The organism is Streptococcus dysgalactiae subsp. dysgalactiae (genome assembly GCF_900459225.1).
GTDB classification, from domain to species: domain Bacteria; phylum Bacillota; class Bacilli; order Lactobacillales; family Streptococcaceae; genus Streptococcus; species Streptococcus dysgalactiae.
The window spans coordinates 1344784-1366921 of record NZ_UHFH01000003.1 but is presented as its reverse complement, the minus strand read 5'-3'; the positions used below and the strand labels follow the sequence as shown (position 1 = coordinate 1366921).

General features: G+C 38.8%; 19 protein-coding genes and 3 pseudogenes. 16 read left to right on the top strand and 6 right to left on the bottom strand.

The features are described from left to right. Window positions 1-111: 111 nt before the first annotated feature. Window positions 112-1332, top strand: coding sequence for an MFS transporter (locus tag DYD17_RS07125; protein ID WP_003051385.1), 1221 nt, complete (start codon window positions 112-114; stop codon window positions 1330-1332). A gap of 98 nt (window positions 1333-1430) precedes the next feature. Here DYD17_RS07125 and DYD17_RS07120 read toward each other — a convergent pair whose 3' ends face one another. Next, entirely contained in the window at window positions 1431-1796 is a 366-nt protein-coding gene (locus DYD17_RS07120) for a thioesterase family protein (RefSeq protein WP_003051383.1), read from the bottom strand. Between the two features lie 115 nt (window positions 1797-1911). Between DYD17_RS07120 and DYD17_RS07115 the strand changes: the two genes are divergently transcribed. Then, a complete protein-coding gene (locus tag DYD17_RS07115; RefSeq protein WP_115252954.1) occupies window positions 1912-2643 on the top strand; it encodes a pseudouridine synthase in 732 nt (243 codons plus the stop codon). A 50-nt stretch (window positions 2644-2693) separates the two neighbouring features. On the opposite strand, the gene DYD17_RS07110 is transcribed toward DYD17_RS07115, so the two are convergent. Together DYD17_RS07110 and DYD17_RS07105 are read right to left on the bottom strand one after the other, a co-directional pair. Beyond that, window positions 2694-3611, bottom strand: coding sequence for a magnesium transporter CorA family protein (locus tag DYD17_RS07110; protein ID WP_003051375.1), 918 nt, complete (start codon window positions 3609-3611; stop codon window positions 2694-2696). A 60-nt stretch (window positions 3612-3671) separates the two neighbouring features. After that, entirely contained in the window at window positions 3672-4913 is a 1242-nt protein-coding gene (locus DYD17_RS07105) for an aminopeptidase (RefSeq protein WP_003051369.1), read from the bottom strand. 176 nt (window positions 4914-5089) lie between these two features. On the opposite strand from DYD17_RS07105, the gene DYD17_RS07100 reads away from it, so the two are divergent. The 5 genes and pseudogenes from DYD17_RS07100 to DYD17_RS11205 all read left to right on the top strand — a co-directional run. After that, a complete protein-coding gene (locus DYD17_RS07100) occupies window positions 5090-5218 on the top strand; it encodes a DUF4044 domain-containing protein (RefSeq protein WP_002989532.1) in 129 nt (42 codons plus the stop codon). Between the two features lie 54 nt (window positions 5219-5272). Further along, on the top strand, window positions 5273-6586 hold the full coding sequence (obgE, locus tag DYD17_RS07095; RefSeq protein ID WP_037584962.1) for a GTPase ObgE: 1314 nt from the start codon (window positions 5273-5275) through the stop codon (window positions 6584-6586). Window positions 6587-6650: 64 nt separating this feature from the next. Beyond that, on the top strand, window positions 6651-6809 hold the full coding sequence (locus DYD17_RS07090; RefSeq protein WP_002984154.1) for a hypothetical protein: 159 nt from the start codon (window positions 6651-6653) through the stop codon (window positions 6807-6809). A 101-nt stretch (window positions 6810-6910) separates the two neighbouring features. Further along, a pseudogene (locus DYD17_RS07085) lies at window positions 6911-7213 on the top strand (transposase); the annotation flags it as partial. Window positions 7214-7357: 144 nt separating this feature from the next. Beyond that, window positions 7358-7571 (top strand): annotated as a pseudogene (locus DYD17_RS11205) (MobQ family relaxase); the annotation flags it as partial. 3 nt (window positions 7572-7574) lie between these two features. Here DYD17_RS11205 and DYD17_RS07075 read toward each other — a convergent pair. Then, window positions 7575-8560 (bottom strand): annotated as a pseudogene (locus DYD17_RS07075) (IS3 family transposase); the annotation flags it as partial. A gap of 172 nt (window positions 8561-8732) precedes the next feature. On the opposite strand from DYD17_RS07075, the gene DYD17_RS11350 reads away from it, so the two are divergent. Further along, window positions 8733-8846 (top strand): transposon-encoded TnpW family protein, encoded by a 114-nt coding sequence (locus DYD17_RS11350; protein WP_368655990.1) that lies wholly within the window; start codon window positions 8733-8735, stop codon window positions 8844-8846. A gap of 238 nt (window positions 8847-9084) precedes the next feature. Here the strand turns inward: DYD17_RS11350 and DYD17_RS07065 are convergent, their stop codons facing one another. Together DYD17_RS07065 and DYD17_RS07060 are read right to left on the bottom strand one after the other, a co-directional pair. Further along, window positions 9085-9825 carry an amino acid ABC transporter ATP-binding protein gene (locus DYD17_RS07065; RefSeq protein WP_003051352.1) on the bottom strand — a complete coding sequence of 247 codons (741 nt, stop codon included), beginning with the start codon at window positions 9823-9825 and terminating at the stop codon, window positions 9085-9087. Then, window positions 9825-12002: an ABC transporter substrate-binding protein/permease gene (locus DYD17_RS07060; protein WP_115276438.1), complete on the bottom strand. Its 2178-nt coding sequence runs from the start codon at window positions 12000-12002 to the stop codon at window positions 9825-9827. Before DYD17_RS07060 ends, DYD17_RS07065 begins: the two co-directional genes overlap by 1 nt. Before the next feature lie 186 nt (window positions 12003-12188). Here DYD17_RS07060 and uvrB point away from each other — a divergent pair, with 186 nt between their 5' ends. From uvrB to DYD17_RS07020, 8 genes are all read left to right on the top strand, one after another. Continuing rightward, a complete protein-coding gene (uvrB, locus tag DYD17_RS07055) occupies window positions 12189-14180 on the top strand; it encodes an excinuclease ABC subunit UvrB (protein ID WP_115252951.1) in 1992 nt (663 codons plus the stop codon). Window positions 14181-14431: 251 nt separating this feature from the next. Further along, the gene (locus tag DYD17_RS07050; RefSeq protein ID WP_003051342.1) at window positions 14432-14575 is read left to right on the top strand and encodes a teichoic acid D-Ala incorporation-associated protein DltX; all 144 of its coding nucleotides are present in this window, start codon (window positions 14432-14434) and stop codon (window positions 14573-14575) included. Window positions 14576-14586: 11 nt separating this feature from the next. Further along, window positions 14587-16125 carry a D-alanine--poly(phosphoribitol) ligase subunit DltA gene (dltA, locus tag DYD17_RS07045; protein ID WP_003051338.1) on the top strand — a complete coding sequence of 513 codons (1539 nt, stop codon included), beginning with the start codon at window positions 14587-14589 and terminating at the stop codon, window positions 16123-16125. Then, entirely contained in the window at window positions 16122-17378 is a 1257-nt protein-coding gene (gene dltB / locus DYD17_RS07040) for a D-alanyl-lipoteichoic acid biosynthesis protein DltB (RefSeq protein ID WP_003051335.1), read from the top strand. The genes dltA and dltB overlap by 4 nt, the downstream gene beginning before the upstream one ends. Window positions 17379-17395: 17 nt before the next feature. Beyond that, a complete protein-coding gene (dltC, locus tag DYD17_RS07035) occupies window positions 17396-17635 on the top strand; it encodes a D-alanine--poly(phosphoribitol) ligase subunit DltC (protein ID WP_002984216.1) in 240 nt (79 codons plus the stop codon). Continuing rightward, on the top strand, window positions 17628-18884 hold the full coding sequence (gene dltD / locus DYD17_RS07030) for a D-alanyl-lipoteichoic acid biosynthesis protein DltD (protein ID WP_003051332.1): 1257 nt from the start codon (window positions 17628-17630) through the stop codon (window positions 18882-18884). Before dltC ends, dltD begins: the two co-directional genes overlap by 8 nt. A 387-nt stretch (window positions 18885-19271) precedes the next feature. Then, a complete protein-coding gene (locus DYD17_RS07025; RefSeq protein ID WP_003051330.1) occupies window positions 19272-20537 on the top strand; it encodes an extracellular solute-binding protein in 1266 nt (421 codons plus the stop codon). 189 nt (window positions 20538-20726) lie between these two features. Further along, window positions 20727-22075 (top strand): IS3 family transposase gene (locus DYD17_RS07020; protein WP_115252789.1). Its coding sequence is split into 2 segments (ribosomal slippage): window positions 20727-21168 and window positions 21168-22075, totalling 1350 coding nucleotides; the frame shifts between segments, so codons are not numbered across the junction. The last annotated feature ends 63 nt before the right edge of the window (window positions 22076-22138 follow it).

The window sequence follows — 22138 nt, the reverse complement described above, 5'->3', positions numbered from 1 at the left end:
GTGACCTTTAGCAGACTTGCGGACGTGTTCCCAAGTCTTTTTTGCTACTTGGAAAGAAGGTATGTAATTAATTAAGGTAGTCAGTGAGCTACTATTAAAAAGGAGACAAGTATGTCAAAACGATCTTTGGATACCACCAACAAACGGGCCTTAGTGGCCGCTATTGTCGCTTCAGGTACGGATGACCTGAATGTGATGTTTCTGGCTTTCTCGATGTCCTCTATTATTACCGAATTAGGAATTAGTGGCACACAGGGAGGTTGGATTGCGACGATGACGAATTTAGGGATGTTAGCTGGAGGCCTTATTTTTGGCTTACTGGCAGATAGGTATCATAAGTTTAAGGTCTTTAAATGGACAATCGTCTTGTTCTCAGTCGCTACAGGATTAATTTATTTGACTCCGTCTCTGTCTTATTTATACTGGATGCGTTTTATTGCTGGAATAGGGGTTGGTGGAGAGTACGGCGTGGCTATCGCCATTATGGCGGGAATTGTTCCACCTGAAAAAATGGGGCGCATTTCTTCTTTGAACGGAATTGCCGGACAATTAGGATCGATTAGCTCAGCTCTCCTAGCAGGGTGGCTAGCACCAAGTTTAGGCTGGCGAGGACTTTTTCTCTTCGGACTCCTTCCGATAGTATTAGTAATCTGGATGATCTTAGCTATAGATGATCGTAAGGTTTGGGATTATCATGGTCAAAAAGAAGAAACCCATCATCAGCCGGTAAGTGTTGCTGAGCTCTTCAAAACAAAAGAATTGACTGCTCAAACCCTCGCTTTGATGGTCATGACAACCGTTCAGATTGCAGGGTATTTCGGGATGATGAACTGGTTACCAACCCTTATTCAAACAAGTCTGAATCTCTCCGTAAAAAGTTCTTCGTTGTGGATGGTAGCGACCATTTTGGGGATGTGTTTAGGAATGTTGACATTTGGTCAGCTTTTAGACCGATTTGGACCGCGCCTGGTCTATGGAATCTTTCTGCTTGCCTCTTCGCTGTGTGTTTACCTCTTCCAATTTGCTCATTCCATGAGCACTATGCTTATTGGAGGTGCCATTGTCGGATTTTTTGTCAATGGGATGTTTGCAGGATATGGTGCGATGATTACCAGACTTTATCCACATCATATCCGTTCAACAGCTAATAATGTGATCTTAAATGTCGGCCGTGCTTTGGGTGGTTTTTCATCGGTTATTATCGGAAGCATCTTAGATATTTCAGGAGTTTCAATGGTCATGATGTTCCTATCATGTCTCTACCTCATTAGTTTTGCTGCCATGTGGACGATTGGCCAACTAAAGGCAGAGGCCTATCAGCAATTGAAATAGGTAAGAATGTAGCTCTATCAAAGTCGCTTGTCAAGGATATCGTTCACTTTTAGACATGATAAAAGGTAAGCAATTGTTCATTGCTTACCTTTAACATTTTAGTCTGTTACTTTTTCCATGAAATCTCGACTATCTACCCTCACTCTGGTATGACAGGCTTTTCCAATCAGTTGGTCTCCCACAAAAGCCTCTATGCGGAAATCGTATTTTCGGCCTTCCTCTTTGAGAGCAGTGATGACAATGGTTACTGCTTGGCCAATGGCAGAAGCAGCTAAATGTTGAATAGCCATTTCACTACCAACAGTGGTCAATCCTGTTTCTAGTGATTCTTGGGCAAATAAGTAAGAAGCATTTTCCATAAAAGCCACTAAAGCAGGAGTCGCCAATACGTCAAGTGTTCCAGAGCCCATGGCTTTCGCAGAATGCTGGTTGTCAGTTTCGTAAGTATGAGAGTAAATAGTCATAAGTTAATCTCCTTGTTTCTATACTATATATTATAATACATTAAGCGTTTTCAGTCTCGGGATAACTGTTTTTTGTGTTATACTTAGTTAAAGAATTCTTCTTGAAAGGGTGACAATGCGTTTAGATAAATTTCTAGTAGAAACAGGAGTTGGGAGTAGAAGCCAAGTCAAGAGTCTTTTGAAAAAGAAAGCTATCTTGGTTAATCAAGAGGTGGAAACATCTCCCAAGGTTCAAATAAATGAACATAAAGACGTGGTGACTTACCTTGGAAAACCTTTGACTTATGAAGCCTTTGTTTACTATGTCTTGAATAAGCCAGCGGGCTTTTTGTCAGCGACAAAGGACAGAGCGCAAGCAACCGTTATAGACTTATTAGATGAAACTGCCAGACAAAAAGACGTTTTTCCTGTTGGCAGATTAGATAAGGATACTCGAGGGCTGTTGCTCTTGACCAATAATGGTCAGCTAGCTCATGACCTTTTATCCCCTAAAAAACACGTTACCAAAGAGTATTTAGCGAAAGTAGCAGGCATCATGACTGAGGCTGACAAAGATGATTTTGCCAAAGGTATTTCTTTAAAGGATTACCAGTGTCTTCCTGCTAAATTGGAAGTGCTTGATAAGGATGTAAGCCAAGAGACTTGTCTGGTTAGCATTACCATTCAAGAAGGCAAATTTCATCAGGTGAAACGCATGGTAGCAGCTTGTGGCAAGGAAGTACTGGAATTGCAACGCCTTAGCATGGGACCTTTGCGATTAGACCCTAGTCTCGCAGAAGGTGACTTTAGGCGCTTGACATCCGAGGAATTGCAGAGCTTAGAAGCCTATTGTCAGAGCCTATTATAAAAGAAAAAAGAATCCTTCTCCATTTGACTGAGAAGGATTTTACCTTATTCTTACAACCATTTTTTGTATTTGAAAAAGGCAATAGCAGACACAAAAATTAAAATGGCAAAGCCAATCACTGCAGGATAACCTAAGGGGCTAGAGAGTTCAGGCATGTACTTAAAGTTCATGCCGTACCAGCCTACTAAAATGGTCAAAGGCATGCAGCAGGTGGTAACGATGGTTAAGACGCTCATGATTTTATTTTGTTTCGTTTCCAACTGTGATTGGGCCAATTCGCGAATCTGAATAAGGGTCTCACGTAAAGTAACAACTGTCGTCTGAAGTCTCGTTACTCGTGAAGAGAAGAGATGAAAGAAGCGTAGATTTTCCTCGGCGAAGAAATTGTTCTCGTTCTCGTAAAATTCCTGTGCCAAATCAATCAATTGCCCATAGTGGAGATTTAACTTGGTGAGTTGTCGTCTGATGAGATTCAGCTGAACTTGACTAATCATACCTTTATCTGTTAATATCGTTTCTTCTAGTTTATCTAGTTGGTTATCGAAATCTTCTAGAAGGGTTAAATCACCATGAATAATGGTTTCTAAAAAATCGTAGAGAAAACGTTCTAAGCTTGGCGTTTTCCATTTTTTACTAGATTGAATCTGTACCAACCAATCAGCAACATGACGATGCTCATCGATAAAGACAACCCCTCTTTCATCAAGAGCGAAGGAAAAATCCATGGCTTGACCAAGCAAATCTTTTCGATCGGGAATTTTAAAAGTCCCTGTTAAAGAATCACTATTCACTTCTGCCTTGGTTGAATTGGCCACATCAATGTTAAACTCCATATCAATATCCATATCAAAAAGGTCGTGGTGGCGCCGCCATTCCTCTGGCGTTAAGATAGCTACATAAGGATGCTTGTTGTTAAGACAGTCTGTCAGGGAGACAGACGTTAATTTTTCTAAAATTAAGTAATACATACTGACATTATAGGCTTATCCATTAAAAAAAGCCAGCACAAGACTGACTTTTTCGTTAGTTTAGATTGCCCATTCGCCACCGCGGAAGATAGGAATAATTTGCCCATCTTTCGTGATGCCATCAATATCCATATGTTCTGAGCCAATCATAAAGTCTACATGGGCGGTTGAGCGGTTTAAACCAGCTGCTTTTAATTCTTCATTGGTCATTTCAGTGCCACCTTTAATACTGAAAGCATAAGCAGCACCGATGGCAAGGTGGTTAGACGCATTTTCGTCAAAAAGAGTATTAAAGAAAGTTAAACCAGAAAGTGAAATTGGGGTTTTATGGGGAACTAGGGCTATTTCACCAAGGGCACGAGCACCATCATTTTCCTCGACCAATCGCTTAATGGTTTCTTCCCCTTTTTTAGCCGTTACATCAACAATCTGGCCATCTTTGAAAGTAAAGGTCATGTCTTCAATAACAACACCGGCATAAGAAAGTGGTTTAGTAGATGAGACATACCCGTAAGCTCGACGATAGTCTGGTGCGGTGAAGACTTCTTCAGTTGGCATATTGGCGATGAATTCTTCCCCTTGAGCGTTGACGCTACCTGCTGCTTCCCAGACATGATTTTCAGGCATACCGAGGGTTAAATCAGTCCCAGGTGCCATGTAATGGAGGGCATCAAATTGATAGTCATTGAGGAGGTTAGCTTTGGAAACAAGGCGTGCTTGATGGTCATCCCAGGCTTTAATAGGATCTTCCTCATAAATGCGATTCATTTTGAAGATAGCATCCCAAAGAGCATCAACTTGTTCTTCCTCACTGGCCAAATCTGGGAAAACCATGGCTGCCCATTCAGAACTTGCTGCCGCTACTAAATTCCAACTCACTTTATTAGCTTGAGTAGCTGCACGTTGTTTTTCAAGAGCAATTGAAGTAGCACGGGTAGAACCAGACAAGCGGTCTGAGTCAACGCCTGCAAAAACATTTGGATCAGATGAGCGAACCACTAATCGACTAGCTTTTTTACCAAGTAAGTAATGAGACTTTTCAACAACATAGTCGGGTACATTTAGGAGACGGTCCTCATCAGCTTTCAAGAGTTTTTCGCGCGTGATTTGATCATCAGTATAGTCTACAATAACCTCTGCAGCACCAGCTTCGTAAGCTTTCTTTGTCAGAAGACGAGCGAAGCGATAGTGTTCAGCAGCAATAGTAATCAAAAGGGTATGCCCTTTTTGAACATTGACCCCTTTTTTGATAAGCAAATTAGCGTATTTGTCAAGATTGTGTTCGAAATGAGGTAAAACCATGGGAATCTCCTAAATATTATTTTGTAAATTCTAATGTATCATATTCAACGGAAATGTACAAGAAATTGTGAAAAAGAATGCCTTTATAGCGAGAAATCCTTAGCTGATATTTGCTTAAAAGCCGCATTCATGTTAAGATATAAGAAGAAAAATCAATAATAGATGAGGTATTTAACGTGGCATTTGGAGAAAATGGACCTCGCAAAAAAACAACCTTTGAAAAAGTAACAATGTTTGTTGTTATCCTAATGGTTCTTGTAACTGTTGGCGGGCTTATTGCGAGTGCCCTATCAGTATTGATGTAAGGAAACGCTGAAAGGCGTTTTTTTAAAGTAAAAGAAAGTTAGAGAAGAAAAAGTATGAGTATGTTTTTAGATACGGCAAAAATTAGTGTCCAAGCGGGTCGCGGTGGCGATGGCATGGTGGCCTTTCGTCGTGAAAAGTATGTCCCAAATGGCGGTCCTTGGGGAGGAGATGGCGGTAAGGGTGGCTCAGTCATCTTTAGAGTTGACGAAGGATTGCGTACCTTAATGGATTTCCGCTATAATCGTAAATTCAAGGCGAAATCTGGTGAAAAAGGCATGACTAAGGGAATGCATGGTCGTGGCTCAGAAGATTTGATTATCGCTGTCCCTCAAGGAACAACTGTTCGTGATGCCGAAACTGGAAAAGTGATTACAGACTTAGTAGAACATGGCCAAGAAGTGGTGATTGCTAAGGGTGGCCGTGGTGGTCGTGGTAATATTCGTTTTGCAACTCCTCGTAATCCTGCGCCGGAAATTGCTGAAAATGGTGAACCAGGTGAGGAACGTCAGTTAGAACTAGAGCTCAAAATCTTAGCTGATGTTGGTTTGGTCGGATTCCCATCTGTTGGGAAATCAACCTTGTTAAGTGTTGTGTCATCAGCTAAACCGAAAATTGGTGCCTATCATTTTACCACTATTGTACCTAATCTAGGAATGGTTCGTACCAAGTCAGGTGATAGCTTTGCTATGGCAGATCTACCAGGTTTGATTGAAGGTGCTAGCCAAGGGGTTGGTTTGGGGACTCAGTTCCTCCGTCATATTGAACGGACGCGGGTTATCTTACATGTGATTGACATGTCTGCTAGTGAGGGCCGTGACCCTTACGAAGATTATGTTTCCATTAATAACGAGTTGGAAACCTATAATCTGCGATTGATGGAGCGCCCACAGATTATTGTAGCTAATAAAATGGACATGCCAGAGGCTCAAGAAAACTTGAAAGCCTTCAAGGAAAAATTGGCTGCCCAATATGACGAGTTTGATGACCTACCAATGATTTTCCCTATTTCAAGTTTAGCACATCAAGGCTTAGATAACTTGTTAGAAGCAACAGCAGACTTACTTGCTAAGACGGATGAATTCTTATTATATGATGAAGCTGATCTGGTGGATGAAGAAGCTTACTATGGCTTTGCAGAAACTGAAAAAGACTTTGAGATTACCCGAGATGATGATGCTACTTGGGTCTTGTCTGGTGAGAAATTGGAACGTCTCTTTGTCATGACCAATATGGAACGTGATGAATCCATTATGAAATTTGCTCGTCAATTGCGCGGTATGGGTGTTGATGAAGCCCTACGTGAACGCGGAGCAAAAGATGGGGATCTAGTTCGAATTGGCAAGTTTGAATTTGAATTTGTGGATTAAGGCAATCCATGGCAATAGCAGTGTGATAGTGCTCTTGTGTGTTATCTTTAAGAGGAGGTTTCTTATGGGTGATAAACCAATATCCTTTAAGGATAAGGATGGGAATTTTGTATCGGCAGCAGATGTTTGGAATGCTGAGAAATTAGAAGAATTATTTAATCTTTTAAATCCCAATAGGCGCTTACGCTTAGAACGTGAGAAATTAAAAAAGGATGAAGCTTAAGACTTCATCCCAGATTGAAGACAAAGTCCTTAGACATTCACTTTTCTAAGGACTTTTCTGTTTGTCTAGAGTTATCATAAAGGTAAGGTGTTCTGGGAGGTATTGCTAGGTTCCACAAAGAAAATCCTGACTATAATCGAAATCAAGTCGGGTTCTATAGTTTAGATGAGTTGGTTCCCAAAGACCATCTCCTACGTCGCATTGATCGTGCAGTTGATTTTTCATTTATTTATCAATTGGTTGAAGACAGTTATTGTGCGGATAATGGTCGTCCTAGTTTGGATCCGGTCATGTTAGTAAAAATTCCCATGATTCGATGTCTCTTTGGCATTCGTTCCATGCGTCAAACCATCAAGGAAATTGAGGTTAATGTGGCTTACCGCTGGTTTCTTGGGCTGACTTTAGCATGCTTAAATATGAAAAAATATAGTAAGATAATGGCTGAAATAGTCTTTTTAGTTTGCCTAAAAGTGATCATATCAAGACCAATTGTGATAACAATAGTAAAAGAAAAGACAAGCTGGATTAACATTCCAGTTTGTAAATAAAGTATAGTTACTTTAAGAGATAAGAATTACAAGACCACAAGAGCCTTGAAAGATACTGAAAAAAAGAATTGATGATAACACCAAACTTATAGACCAAGCAGAAAAATATTTGAAACATAAAGATACCTATAAAGCCTATAGCAAGCTAAAGAAAAGCAAACAGGAAGATTTTTACAACGAACATACCGCAGAGCTTATTTTATTTGAAAGTGCTAATGATTTGTCTATGCTTTAAATATTTGAAAAATGCTTCAGTTACGGCATTATCATAAGGATATCCAGGTTTAGAAAAAGAATGCATGATATTATTGTCATCAATTATTTTTCTAAATTCCCTGGCCTTAAATTGTGACCCTTGGTCGGAATGAAAGAGAAGTGTTTCTTCAATCATTCTTTTATTAAGAGCTAATTCTAGAGTGTCACATGCTAACTTTGCATCCATACGATGACTCAGTTTCCAATCAATACATTTTCTAGAATAGAGATCAAGTATTGCGCAGAGATAGACATATTTCTTATATCCAATAGAAATATAGGTGAAGTCAGAAGACCATACTTGATTAGGTTTGTCAGGATAAAATGTCTGGTTGAGTAAGTTTTGAGGATACGTTTTTTGAGTCTTTTTAAGAGCTGTTTTTGGCTTAAGGGTAGCCATTTTAGGGAGCGCCATATTCTTCATCAGACGGTAAATTCTTCCTTCAGAGATTTTTGTGTCGTAGTCTCTTTGAAGAATGACCTTGATAGACTTCACACCAAGTCTTTTGTTTGCTTTGGTATAAATCTCAAGTATTTGTTTTCTATAAATTTGATTATCCAATTCTCTTTTTGAGGGCTTAAGTTTTAGAAATTTATAGTAAGTGGAGCGATTGACACGTAAAACACGACACAAGGTTGTTGTGGCGTGTTCAAAGCGTAACCGATAGACAGCAAGGAGTCTTACTTTAAGTTTTGCATGAATATAGCACTTAGGATAAGGTTCTCCTCTTCAAGCTGCGCATTAGGTTTTTGTAGCTCTTGTATTTGCTTGGCAGTAAGTACAGAATTATCTTCGAGTTTGACTTGAGAATACTGTTTGATCTATTTTGCAAGCGCAGAAGCGGATACCCCATAGTCTTTACAGAGTTCAGACTGAGTTTTTCCAGTTTGATAAAGGTTGACAAGAGATTGTTTGAATTCTTCATCATAGCGTTTAAATGTTGACATAGGTTGTCCTTTCGTTTTTGTGTCTTTTAAAACAGATTGTAACACACAAAGTTTTGTCTACTTTTATAGTATACATCCAGATTTACTGTTTTTTCTTTGTATAAAAACGGAAAGGAGGGCACATGGAAGAAGAAAAAGAGAAATAAAAGAACCACCTAATAAACAGTTAATTATGGATATTGGAAAGACAAAATACACTGTAAACCTATATTTCAAGCAAGGTACAGGGGAAACATACAAAGATAAAATACTAAAGTTAATCAAGAGAGAAATGGAGAAGATATAAATTTGTCAAAAAAATTTTGTTTATGTTCTTGACAAAGATAAATCTTCCCTAAATGATCTGTCAATAGGAAGTCAGTTTTGACAGGAATGATAGTGGTCTTTTCTAACAGTACCTTAGAAAAACTATCGCCATTTGGGAATGAATGGTTCTGTTTTTAGGAAAAAAGTATTCAAAAGGCAATGGTTTCATAGTGCCATTGCCTTTTTATTCTTTGGGAGTTAGTATGGTGTCTAATCTATTAGACGTTTAGGACCTTGTCTAAAAATTCAATGAGACGAGGGTGCTTAGGATGGTCAAAAATCTCTTCAGGCGTACCATCCTCCAAGAATTGACCACCGTCTGTAAAGATAACGCGGTTAGCTACTTGACGAGCAAACCCCATTTCGTGAGTAACAATCAACATGGTCATGCCTTGTTCTGCCAAGTCTTTCATAACGTTCAAAACATCTCCAACCATTTCTGGGTCAAGGGCAGAAGTAGGTTCGTCAAAAAGCATGATATCTGGATTCATGGCTAGGCTTCGTGCAATAGCCACACGCTGCTTTTGTCCGCCGGATAAGCTTCCTGGGAAGGCGTCAGCCTTATCAGAAAGTCCGACTTTTTCTAGAAGTGCCATGCCGTGCTTTTTAGCAGCTTCTTTAGACTCTTTACCTAATTCGACAGGAGCAAAGATAATATTCTCAAGAACAGTCATGTGAGGGAAAAGGTTGAAGTGTTGGAATACCATTCCGATATTTTCACGTGCCTTGTCAATATTAGTCTTAGGATCTGATAATTCAAAACCGTCCACCACGACCTTACCACTGGTAATCGTCTCTAGGAGGTTGAGGGTGCGAAGGAAGGTAGATTTCCCAGAACCAGAAGGACCAATGATACAAACAACATCACCTTCGTAGAATTTAGCATCAATTCCTTTTAACACTTCATTTTGAACATAAGATTTGTGTAAATCTTGGACATCAATTTTTAGTTCTGCCATTAGTTAAGCCTCTTTTCTAAACGTTTTGCAAGTCTTGTTAAGAGTGTAATCATAATAAGGTAAATAATTGCTAGGATGGCATACATACGGAAAGATTGATAGTTTCTGGCAATAATAATTTTACCTGTTTGGAAGAGTTCCACAAGACCAATTGCTGAGACAATTGTAGTATCTTTTAGGGAGATAACAAATTGGTTAATAAAGTTAGGCAACATCAACTTCACGGCCTGTGGAAGAATCACTTTACGCATTGTTGTTGCATAAGGCAACCCAAGACTACGACTAGCTTCCATTTGTCCTGCTGGAACAGCTTCAATACCACCACGAACAATTTCAGCAATATAGGCACCACCATTAAGTGACAGGGCGATAGTAGCAGCTAAAAAATCGTTAATTGGTGATTGGTGACCAGTCATGCTTTCAATAAGGTTTGGCACACCCCAGAAAATGAAGGCAGCCACAATCATTAACGGAATACCACGGACCACATCGACAAAAATGGTTGAGATGTGGCGGAGAGATTTGGTTGGTGAGACAGCCATCATCCCAAAAATAATCCCGATAATCATAGCGATAGCAAATGAAATAAGGGTTAGGCTGAGGGTTGTTCCAAGACCAGCCCATAATTGTTTGTAGTTATTAGAGAGGAGTCCTGCAATCGTTGACTCATCGACATTTTTTTCAGCAGGTTTAGCAGCTTTTTTAGAATCTAGATAGCTATCGATGATAGCGTCATATTTACCAGATTGTTTTAAGGCAGCTAAGCCATTGTTAAACATTTCAATTAATTCGGGATTAGTTCCTTTTTTAACGGCAAAACCAACTTCACCTGTGGAAATACCATCAAGCGGGGTTTCAAAGCGACGTCCTTGTGAAATAGCATATTTTAGAACGGCTTCATCATCCATGATGGCTTCAACAGAACCTGAATTTAAACTATCGTACATGGTTGAACCATCATCGAAAGCTTTAACGCTATAGCCATATTTAGCCGCATTTTCTTTCAACCAAGAATAAGAAGAAGTTCCGTTTTTAGCGCCAACGGTTTTACCATTTAAATCATCATAACGGTTGATAGCTTTTCCTTTTTTGACCGCTAAAATCACATTTGAGGTATAGTAAGAATCAGAGAAGTCAAAAATGGCTTTACGAGCGTCAGTAATGGTTGCACCAGCGATAACACCGTCAGCTTGACTAGATTGTACCGCATTTAAAGCCGCATCAAAACCTGGATTGGCAATTTCAATTTTAAAGCCTTGCTGTTTGGCGATAGCTTTAATTAGCTCCATGTCGATACCGACATATTTTCCTTTATCATTTTGAAATTCAAAAGGAGCAAAAGAGGAATCTGAAACAATTTTATAGCTTGCTTTCACAGGTGTTGCTTTGGCAGTTGGATCACCTGTTGCCTGGCTTGTTGTTGCTTTGTCGTCAGTTCCTAACCATTTTGCCATAATAGCTTGGTAAGTCCCGTCAGCTTTCATGTCAGCAAGAGCAGCGTTGAAATCATCAATCAAGTAGTCATAGCCACTTCCTTTTTTAACGGCAAAACCAAAACTACCGATTGCCTCACCTTTCATGTTGATGGCAAGGTCTTGGTTTTGGCTAATCGCATATTGGATAACTGGCTCATCATCCATGACAGCTGCAACCGATCCGGTAGCTAAACTGTTGTACATGAGGTCGCCCGTGTCAAATGTTTTAACAGTATACCCATACTTTTTCTTGTATTTATCCAAGAAAGATTGAGCTGCCGTACCATTTTTGACACCAACTGTCTTTCCTTTTAGGTCACTATACTTTTTGACAGGATTTGCCTTACGTGTCGCAATAACGATTTTAGTGTCGTAGTATGGGTCTGAGAAATGAAAGACCTTTTTACGAGCTTCAGTAATCGTCGTACCAGCCATCAGAGCATCAGCTTGACCAGATTGAATGGCATTAACAGCCGCATCAAATCCAGGAAAGGTCATGTTATAGTCCCAAGCTTGGCGTTTTGCTACCTCATTGATAATATCAACATCAATTCCTTTATAAACTTGATCTGAATCTTTAAATTCAAATGGGGCGTAAGCTGTATCCGAAACAATATCAATTGTTTCAGTGCTTGCAATACTACCTGTCATGAAAATGATGGATACTATTGCAAGCAATAACGCTTTTAATTTGTAGGTCATACTAATCTCCTTATAAAAATAAAAAATATGACTCATTATAGCAAATTTTTTAAAAGAAGGCAATAAGTCTAGTTTTTCATGTCATAAAACCTAACATTAGTGTGGAAGGTTTGGGGAGTTTTTATCAGACGTTTCTTTCTGGGATATGATAAAATGGAAGTAAGAGAGACAATCGAGGATAATGAAATGATTGATAAACGTGATAACAAACCTTTTCATTTGGTTTCAAAATATGAGCCATCTGGCGACCAACCCCAAGCTATTGAGACCTTAGTAGACAATATTAAAGGCGGAGAAAAAGCTCAGATTCTTTTGGGTGCTACTGGGACGGGAAAGACCTATACCATGAGTCAGGTCATTAACAAGGTTAATAAACCGACCTTAGTGATTGCTCACAATAAAACCTTAGCGGGACAGCTTTATGGAGAGTTCAAGGAATTTTTCCCTGATAATGCTGTGGAATATTTTGTTTCCTATTATGATTACTACCAACCGGAAGCCTATGTGCCATCAAGCGACACCTATATCGAAAAAGACAGCTCTGTCAATGATGAGATTGATAAACTTCGTCATTCTGCAACCTCAGCCTTATTGGAGCGTAATGATGTTATTGTAGTGGCTTCGGTCTCATGTATTTACGGACTGGGTTCTCCAAAAGAGTATGCTGATTCAGCAGTGAGCCTCAGACCTGGACAAGAAATTTCTAGGGATCAACTGCTTAACCAGCTGGTGGATATTCAGTTTGAGCGTAACGATATTGACTTTCAACGTGGCCGTTTTCGAGTTCGCGGGGATGTGGTTGAAGTTTTTCCCGCTTCAAGAGATGAACATGCCTTTCGGATAGAATTTTTTGGAGATGAGATTGATCGTATTCGAGAAATTGAAAGTTTGACTGGTAAAACCATAGGAGAAGTAGACCATTTGATTCTGTTTCCTGCTACTCACTTTGTTACCAATGATGAACACATGGAACAATCCATTGCTAAGATTCAAGCTGAACTGGAAGAACAGTTGAAGGTTTTTGAAACTGAAGGCAAATTATTGGAAGCGCAGCGATTACGCCAAAGAACTGAGTATGACATTGAAATGTTAAGGGAGATGGGTTACACTAACGGTGTTGAAAACTATTCTCGCCATATGGATGGTCGAGCAGCAGGAGAACCCCCTTATACATTATTAGACTTCTTCCCAGAAGATTTTTTGATTATGATTGATGAAAGTCATATGACAATGGGACAGATTAAAGGCATGTATAATGGTGACCAAGCCAGAAAACAAATGCTAGTTGACTATGGGTTTAGGTTGCCCTCTGCTTTGGATAATCGTCCTTTAAGGCGGGAAGAGTTTGAAAGCCATGTGCACCAAATCGTGTATGTTTCTGCTACTCCAGGTGACTATGAAATGGAGCAGACAGATACGATTGTGGAACAAATCATTCGTCCAACGGGCTTGCTTGATCCTGAAATAGATGTGCGACCAAGTATGGGGCAAATGGATGACCTATTGGGAGAAATCAATCAGCGTGTTGAACGTGGTGAGCGGACCTTTATCACAACACTGACGAAAAAAATGGCAGAAGATCTGACAGACTATCTAAAAGAAATGGGTGTCAAGGTCAAATATATGCATAGCGACATAAAGACCTTAGAACGGACAGAAATTATCCGTGATTTGAGGTTAGGTGTCTTTGATGTACTTATTGGAATCAACTTACTGCGTGAGGGAATTGATGTGCCAGAAGTTAGTCTTGTCGCCATTTTGGATGCGGATAAGGAAGGCTTCCTCCGTAACGAGCGTGGTTTGATTCAGACTATTGGACGAGCAGCCCGGAATGCAGATGGACATGTCATTATGTATGCTGATAAGGTCACGGAATCGATGCAACGGGCTATCGATGAAACGGCTCGTCGTCGTGAGATTCAAATGGCTTATAATGAAACACATGGGATTATCCCACAAACCATCAAAAAGGATATCAGAGATCTTATCAGTATCAGCAAAGCAGCGGAGTCTGATGTCGCAGAAACTGCAGTGGACTATGAAACCATGTCTCGTTCTGAGCGAAAAGAAGCTATTAAAACCTTACAGAAGCAGATGCAAGAAGCAGCTGAATTACTTGATTTTGAAATGGCTGCTCAAATTCGTGACATGATATTAGAGTTAAAACTAATGGATTAGGCCTTTTTAAATGTTCCAAAACCGGTCAAATATTAGCTGTTTTTAATGTTTCCATTTTGTTAAGAAAACTTTAAGCTAAAGGCTTAAAATGACAGTTAGGAGAGCGATTGACAAGTCATTTATATTAAGATTTGAGAAGTTTTTTATTAAATAAATTTTCTTTTTAATAATTTAGGTTTTAGCTTGTCAACTGAGACTTTTTCGAGTAGAATTTTTTAGTACATTATTTCACTAATACAAGAAGGTAAAGTATGATAAAAAATAAATCAAGAATGAGGGAAGTAGCCGTTTTTATCGGTAAAATAGCCTTATTTTATCTGATTTTTATGTTGCTGGTCTATTTCTTTGGTTACCTAGGACATGGTCAAAGTAACTTTATTTATAATGAATTTTAGGAGATGGACTGATGATTAAGGATATGATTGACAGCATTGAATATTTTGCTCAAACACAAGCTAATTTTCCAGTTTATGATTGCTTGGGAGAACGTTGCACCTATGGGCAACTGAAAAAGGATTCTGACAGCATTGCTGCCTATATAGATGGTCTAGGATTACCAGAAAAGTCGCCTGTTTTAGTTTTTGGGGCACAAACCTATGACATGTTGGCTACTTTTGTTGCTTTGATCAAGTCAGGTCATGCTTATATTCCGGTAGATGTACACTCTGCACCAGAACGGATTTTGTCTATTGTTGAGATTGCTAAACCAAGTTTAGTCATTGCTATTGAAGATTTACCCATCACTATTGAGAAGGTCGCACTGATTTCATTAGCAGACATCGAATCGGCAAAAGCAACAGAAACACCTTACCAACTAACACATCCAGTTAAAGGGGATGATAATTATTACATTATTTTTACTTCTGGGACGACTGGTCAACCAAAGGGAGTGCAAATTTCTCACGACAATCTCTTAAGTTTTACCAACTGGATGATTGAGGATGAAGCATTTGATGTTCCTAAACAACCACAAATGCTAGCGCAGCCACCGTACTCATTCGACCTTTCAGTCATGTATTGGGCGCCAACCTTAGCTTTAGGTGGTACCTTATTTGCCCTTCCAAAAGAATTGGTATCAGATTTTAAACAACTCTTTGCGACGATTGCTCAATTGCCAGTTGGTATTTGGACGTCAACGCCATCTTTTGCAGATATGGCCATGCTTAGCGATGAGTTTTGTCAAGAAAAGATGCCAAATTTGACACATTTTTACTTTGATGGTGAGGAGCTAACGGTATCGACCGCTCGAAAACTCTTTGAGCGCTTCCCAGATGCTAAGATTATTAACGCCTATGGACCAACCGAAGCGACTGTGGCTTTGTCTGCTATTGAAATTACTAAAGAAATGGTTTCGACTTCGACACGTTTGCCAATTGGTTACCCAAAACCAGATTCTCCAACTTTTATCATTGATGAAGAGGGGAACGAATTGCCTTTAGGGGAACAAGGGGAAATTATTGTAACAGGACCTGCTGTATCAAAAGGTTATCTCAATAATCCTGATAAGACAGCAGAAGCCTTCTTTACTTTTAAAGGACAGCCTGCATATCATACAGGGGATCTTGGTTCCTTAACAGAAGATAATATCTTACTCTATGGTGGACGTTTAGACTTTCAGATTAAATATGCTGGCTATCGCATCGAGCTGGAAGACGTGTCGCAACAGTTGAATCAATCCCCAATGGTTGCCTCAGCAGTAGCTGTTCCAAGATATAATAAGGAACACAAAGTTCAAAATCTCTTAGCCTATATCGTTGTCAAAGATGGGGTTAAAGAGCGTTTTGACAGAGAGTTAGAGTTAACCAAAGCTATCAAAGCCTCTGTTAAGGATCATATGATGAGTTATATGATGCCTTCTAAGTTTATTTACCGAGACAGTCTCCCATTAACCCCAAATGGTAAGATAGATATTAAAGCTTTGATTAATGAGGTCAATAACCGATGATGACGATCTTTGACCATATTCCCTATATGGAACCTTACGGAAATCCCATTTACTTTGTTTATCTTATTTTGGCATTCTTGCCAGTGATTATTGGGATTTTTAGACAGAAACGCCTGACGGTCTATGAAATCCTTGTCAGTTTGGTTTTTATCTTGTTTATGTTTGGGGGAGATCATTACCAACAGTTAGTTGCTTTTCTCTTCTATCTCGCTTGGCAAATCGTTAGTGTTTTTGCTTACAAAAAATACCGTGAAAATGCCAATAGTACAGCAGTCTTCTACCTGGCTATTGTAATGGCTCTGTTTCCGCTTATCTGTGTTAAGGTGGCACCTTTAACCCTATCTTCTAACCAAACCCTCTTTAGTTTTTTGGGGATTTCTTACCTGACCTTTAAGAGTGTGGGAATGATTATTGAGATGCGTGATGGAACCCTTAAAGAAGTTAGTTTGCCAGATTTTATTCGCTTTATGATTTTTTTCCCTACCTTTTCCAGTGGGCCAATTGATCGCTTCAGACGCTTTCAAGAAGATTATCATAAGCTTCCTGATCGTAATGACTACTTAAGTATGCTAAACAAGGCAGTCATGTACCTCATGCTTGGTTTTCTCTATAAACATATCATTTCGTATTGTTTAGGTGGTATTTTACTTCCAATTATTGAAAACAAAGCACTGATGGCCGGAGGCTATTTTAACAAGGAAACAATCCTTGTCATGTATGTCTATGGTTTCAATCTCTTCTTTGATTTCGCGGGTTATTCTATGTTTGCGATTGGGATGTCCTACATGCTAGGCATTAGGACACCGGAAAACTTTAATATGCCTTTCTTATCTGCAAGTTTAAAAGATTTTTGGAATAGATGGCATATGAGCTTGTCCTTCTGGTTTAGAGATTATGTGTTTATGCGATTGGTTCACTTGTTAATCAAGCATAAAACCTTTAAGAATCGTAACGTCACCTCAGGTGTTGCCTATCTGGTTAACATGTTAGTGATGGGATTTTGGCACGGTCTGACTTGGTATTATATTGCCTATGGGCTTTTCCATGGTGTAGGACTTGTTATTAATGATGCCTGGATTCGCAAGAAAAAAGAAATCAACCGTCACCGTAAGAAAAAAGGCTTGTCCCCCCTCTTTCAGAGTAAGGTGTTCCATGTCTTATGTATCATGATAACTTTCCATATTGTCATGTTTTCACTTCTGTTATTCTCTGGTTTTTTAAATGACCTTTGGTTTAACAGGCCACTACATTAATAAAAGGAAGTATAAAAATGTCTATTGAAGAAACTGTAATTGAATTGTTTGACCGTTTGTTTATGGAAGATGTTTCAGAGATGATGGATGAAGACTTGTTTGATGCGGGTGTGTTGGATAGTCTAGGAACAGTTGAATTGATTGTTGAGTTAGAGTCAACGTTCAATATTAAAGTACCAATTTCAGAATTTGGTCGTGACGATTGGAACACGGTAACTAAGATTGTTCAAGGTGTAGAGGAATTGCAACATGCTTAAGAGACTTTGGTTAATCCTAGGTCCTCTTTTCATAGCTTTTATCCTAGTGGTGATTACTATTTTTAGTTTTCCAACAAAGCTGAATCAGTCATTGACAGAAGAACGCTCAAATGCGGTGGCCATTAGTGATAGTTCTTTTAAGAATGGTCTGATTAAAAGGCAGGCCCTATCGGATAAAACGATTCACTTTGTTCCGTTTTTTGGTTCCAGTGAATGGAGTCGTATGGACGGTATGCATCCCTCGGTTCTTGCGGAACGTTACAATCGAACCTATAGGCCTTTCTTAATTGGAAAAAGAGGTTCTGCATCCTTATCTCATTACTATGGCATGCAACAAATTTCAAAGGAAATGCAAGGACAAAAAGCGGTTTTTGTGGTTTCTCCTCAATGGTTCACACCGCAGGGAATTAATCCAGGAGCAGCTCAAATGTACTTGTCAAATACACAAGTCATTGAGTTCTTGTTAAACGCTAAATCTGATAAAGAATCACGATTTGCTGCTAAGCGTTTACTTGAGGTTAATCCTGGCGTATCCAAATCCGATTTATTGAAGAAAATCAGTAAAGGTCAATCTCTTAGTAAGTGGGATAGGGCTATCCTGAGATGGCAGCACCAGGTTGCACTGAGAGAGGAATCTCTCTTTAGTTTCTTAGGTAAATCAGATAATTACGATAGGAAGATTCTCCCACGGGTTAAAGGATTGCCAAAAGTATTTTCATACCAGCGATTAAATGAATTAGCCACTAAACGTGGGCAATTGGCAACGACCAATAACCGCTTTGGGATCAAGAATGCTTTTTATAGTAAGCGCATTGCCCCTCAATACAACCTCTATAAAAATTTTCAGGTCAATTATAGTTACCTGGCTTCGCCGGAATATAATGATTTTCAATTATTATTATCAGAATTTGCCAAACAAAAAACAGATGTTCTCTTTGTGATTACTCCTGTCAATAAAGCTTGGGCAGAATATACAGGGCTCAACCAAGATAAGTATCAAGAAGCTGTTCGTAAGATTAAGTATCAGTTAAAAGCTCAAGGGTTTCATCGCATTGCTGACTTCTCAAAAGATGGTGGTGAGTCCTACTTTATGCAAGATACTATCCATCTCGGTTGGAATGGCTGGTTAGCTTTTGATAAGGAAGTGCAACCTTTCTTGGAAAACAATCAGTCAAGTCCACATTATAAGCTTAATTCTTATTTTTATAGTAAGGAATGGGCTAATAAGCGGTTAGTCTCCCAAGACTAAGCTTAACAATAAGACTAAAACAAGATATTTCTCTTCATATATCAAATCGCAGTTATACTGGTGAAGAGGTTATTCTTGTTTGGTCTTTTTTTATTTTGCTAAAAACCTTTTAAAATAACTTCTCCTTTAGAAAGTTGAGAAGATTCACGACAATTGTTAAGCGGTAGACAACTAGTTAAAAGAAGATAGTCACTGACAGTTTTTTTAAGAAAGGGTATTGACATTTGTAAGCGATTACGATAAAACGTAATTAACTTAAACGTTTAAGTTGATTTTGATCAAACTCAACTTGAGTCGTTTGACGTTACCTTCCTATCTTGTCGCTTAAATAGAAGTTAAGTTGATAAGCTATTTTATTTGTCATTAAAAAACCATTTTTGGAGGAACATGTTATGTCATGGAATTGGAAAAAAAGTATCTGTGATTGGAACCTTATCATTGGCTTTAGTGCTAAACCTAACTGCTTGCACAAGTGGTGGTAGTAAAGACGCTAAAGAAACAGACGGAAAGACTATTGTAGTCTCTGTTGATGAGGGATATGCTGATTACATTAAGAGCATTAAGGGTGAGTTTGAAAAAGAAAATAAAGTCACCGTTAAAGTCAAAAAAGAAGGTATGATGGATACTCTTGATAAGTTATCAACAGATGGTTCAACTGGCACTTCACCAGATGTCTTTTTAGCACCTTATGACCGTGTGGGAGGTTTAGGATCTGAAGGTCAAATCGCTGAGGTTACTTTAGGAAACAGCAAAGAGTTTGACGATACGGTTAAGAAATTAGTAACCATTGACGGTAAAACTTATGGTGCACCAGACGTTATTGAAACTTTGGTAACTTATTACAATAAAGATTTAGTGGCAGATGCTCCTAAAACCTTTACTGAATTAGAAGTATTACAAAAAGATCCTAAGTTTGCTTTTGCCTCTGAACTAGGAAAATCTGTAGGTTTCTTGGCGAAATGGACAGACTTCTATTATGGTTATGGCTTGATTGCTGGTTATGATGGTTATGTCTTTGGCGATAAAGGAACCAAACCAAGTGATTTAGGCTTAGGTAACGGCGGAACTGTTGAAGGGTTAAACTACGCGAAACAGTGGTATGGTACTTGGTCTCAAGGGATGCAAGACACTAAAAAAGCTGGTGATTTTATCACTGAACAATTTATTTCTAAAAAAGCTGGTGTCATCATTGATGGTCCATGGGCAGCTAGCTCATTTAAAGATGCTGGCGTTAACTTTGGGGTCATGGAAATTCCTACTTTGACAAATGGTAAAAAATACCAACCGTTCGCAGGTGGTAAAGCTTGGGTTATTTCAAACTATTCTAAAGGAAAAACGACTGCTCAAAAATTCCTTTATTATGTGACCAACGCTGAAAACCAAAAACGTTTCTATGATAAAACACAAGAAATTCCAGCTAACTTAACAGCACGTGATTATGCTTCTAAAGAGGGTAATGAGTTAACGAAAGCTGTGATTAGTCAGTTTGAGAGCGCACAACCAATGCCAAATATTCCAGAAATGGCTGAAGTTTGGGAACCAGGTGCAAATATGTTCTTTAACGTGGCTTCTGGTAAGGAAGAAGCTTCTAAAGCTGCTAAAGAAGCAGCAAAAACTATTAAGGAAGCTATTGAACAAAAATACGCTAAATAAGACAGAAAGGGAGGCTGGGACAAAGAAGTACGCCCAGCCTCTATTTCTTTTAGTTTGATGAAGATGAAACAGATACTAAAAATGTAGAAGTATGAGTCGTTCTGCTATTTTTCGTTTTAAAGAAAAAGAAGTACCGTGAACTGCACCCCAAAAGTTAGACAACAAATCTAACTTTTGGGGTGTTTTTCTATGAAATTAAGTTATGAAGATAAAATTGAAATCTATCGCTTACGACAATCTGGTTGGACATGGCCTAAAATCAGTCAAACATTTAATATGAGTAAGTATAACCTTCAATACATGGTCCGCCTTATTGATATACACGGATTGGAAAGTGTTTGTAAAAGGAAAAATAGGTATTATTCTCCTGAACTAAAGCAGGAAATCATAAACGAAGTTCTGATGAAAGGTAGGTCTCAGCTAGAGGTTTCTCTAGATTATGGATTACCAAACAAGGGAATGCTTCCTAATTGGATAGCGCAATACAAGAAAAACGGGTATACTATTCTTGAGAAATCAAGAGGGAGACCTGTAAAGATAGGACGCAAACCAAAGAGAAAACTTGAAGAAATGACTGAATTAGAGCGTCTTCAATATGATAATGAGTACCTTAGAGCGGAGAATGCCGTACTAAAAAAGTTGAGAGAACTCCGATTGAGGGTCGAAGCAAGGCTCAAAGAGCAACAGAAATCATTCAAGGACTAATCAATGTATTTGATTTAAGAATCCTACTTAATATTTTGAAGCTGTCTCGATCAACCTACTATTATCAGGTTAAACGTCTAACTCAGGGAGATAACAACAAAGAATTAAAAGAAGCTATTCAAGATATTTATTCTGAGAACAAAGGGAGATATGGTTACCGTAGAATTCACCTCGAACTTAAAAATCGAGGCTATAAAGTTAATCATAAGAAAGTTCAACGTTTGATGACAGAACTTGGTTTGAAAGCTAGAATCCGTGCGAAACGTCGCTATAACTCTTATAAAGGTGAGGTTGGCAAGAAAGCTGATAATCTCATTAAGCGTCAATTTAAAGCTACCCAACCACTTAAGAAGTGTTATACCGATGTCACAGAGTTTTCAATTCCTGCTAGTGATCAAAAATTGTATCTATCACCAGTTCTTGATGGCTTTAACAGTGAGATTATTGCATATCATTTATCTACCTCGCCAAACTTACAACAACTTAAAACGATGCTTTCCGAGGCTTTTCCTGAACAAACTTACCAGGGCACTATTTTACATAGTGACCAAGGATGGCAATATCAACACACTTACTACCATCATTTTCTTGAGGAGCATGGAATGAGACCGTCCATGTCGCGTAAAGGAAATAGCTTAGATAACGGCATGATGGAATCTTTTTTTGGAACATTGAAGACAGAAATGTTTTATGGGTTTGAGAAGGAATTTACTTCCCTCGAAACATTAAAAACAGCTATTTCAGAATATATCAACTACTACAACACTAAACGAATCAAACTTACATTAAAAGGACTAAGTCCTGTGCAATACAGAACTCAATCCTTAACTTAAAATATAATGTCCAACTTTTGGGGGTCACTTCACCGTCAATGTCAATACTTTATTAATGGAGGT

Bases quoted from the DNA above. Each gene is read 5' to 3' on its own strand.
- DYD17_RS07125 (WP_003051385.1), top strand. From the start codon at position 112: ATGTCAAAACGATCTTTGGATACCACCAACAAACGGGCCTTAGTGGCC.
- DYD17_RS07120 (WP_003051383.1), bottom strand. From the start codon at position 1,796: ATGACTATTTACTCTCATACTTACGAAACTGACAACCAGCATTCTGCG.
- DYD17_RS07115 (WP_115252954.1), top strand. From the start codon at position 1,912: ATGCGTTTAGATAAATTTCTAGTAGAAACAGGAGTTGGGAGTAGAAGC.
- DYD17_RS07110 (WP_003051375.1), bottom strand. From the start codon at position 3,611: ATGTATTACTTAATTTTAGAAAAATTAACGTCTGTCTCCCTGACAGAC.
- DYD17_RS07105 (WP_003051369.1), bottom strand. From the start codon at position 4,913: ATGGTTTTACCTCATTTCGAACACAATCTTGACAAATACGCTAATTTG.
- obgE (WP_037584962.1), top strand. From the start codon at position 5,273: ATGAGTATGTTTTTAGATACGGCAAAAATTAGTGTCCAAGCGGGTCGC.
- DYD17_RS07090 (WP_002984154.1), top strand. From the start codon at position 6,651: ATGGGTGATAAACCAATATCCTTTAAGGATAAGGATGGGAATTTTGTA.
- DYD17_RS11350 (WP_368655990.1), top strand. From the start codon at position 8,733: ATGGATATTGGAAAGACAAAATACACTGTAAACCTATATTTCAAGCAA.
- DYD17_RS07065 (WP_003051352.1), bottom strand. From the start codon at position 9,825: ATGGCAGAACTAAAAATTGATGTCCAAGATTTACACAAATCTTATGTT.
- DYD17_RS07060 (WP_115276438.1), bottom strand. From the start codon at position 12,002: ATGACCTACAAATTAAAAGCGTTATTGCTTGCAATAGTATCCATCATT.
- uvrB (WP_115252951.1), top strand. From the start codon at position 12,189: ATGATTGATAAACGTGATAACAAACCTTTTCATTTGGTTTCAAAATAT.
- DYD17_RS07050 (WP_003051342.1), top strand. From the start codon at position 14,432: ATGATAAAAAATAAATCAAGAATGAGGGAAGTAGCCGTTTTTATCGGT.
- dltA (WP_003051338.1), top strand. From the start codon at position 14,587: ATGATTAAGGATATGATTGACAGCATTGAATATTTTGCTCAAACACAA.
- dltB (WP_003051335.1), top strand. From the start codon at position 16,122: ATGATGACGATCTTTGACCATATTCCCTATATGGAACCTTACGGAAAT.
- dltC (WP_002984216.1), top strand. From the start codon at position 17,396: ATGTCTATTGAAGAAACTGTAATTGAATTGTTTGACCGTTTGTTTATG.
- dltD (WP_003051332.1), top strand. From the start codon at position 17,628: ATGCTTAAGAGACTTTGGTTAATCCTAGGTCCTCTTTTCATAGCTTTT.
- DYD17_RS07025 (WP_003051330.1), top strand. From the start codon at position 19,272: ATGTTATGTCATGGAATTGGAAAAAAAGTATCTGTGATTGGAACCTTA.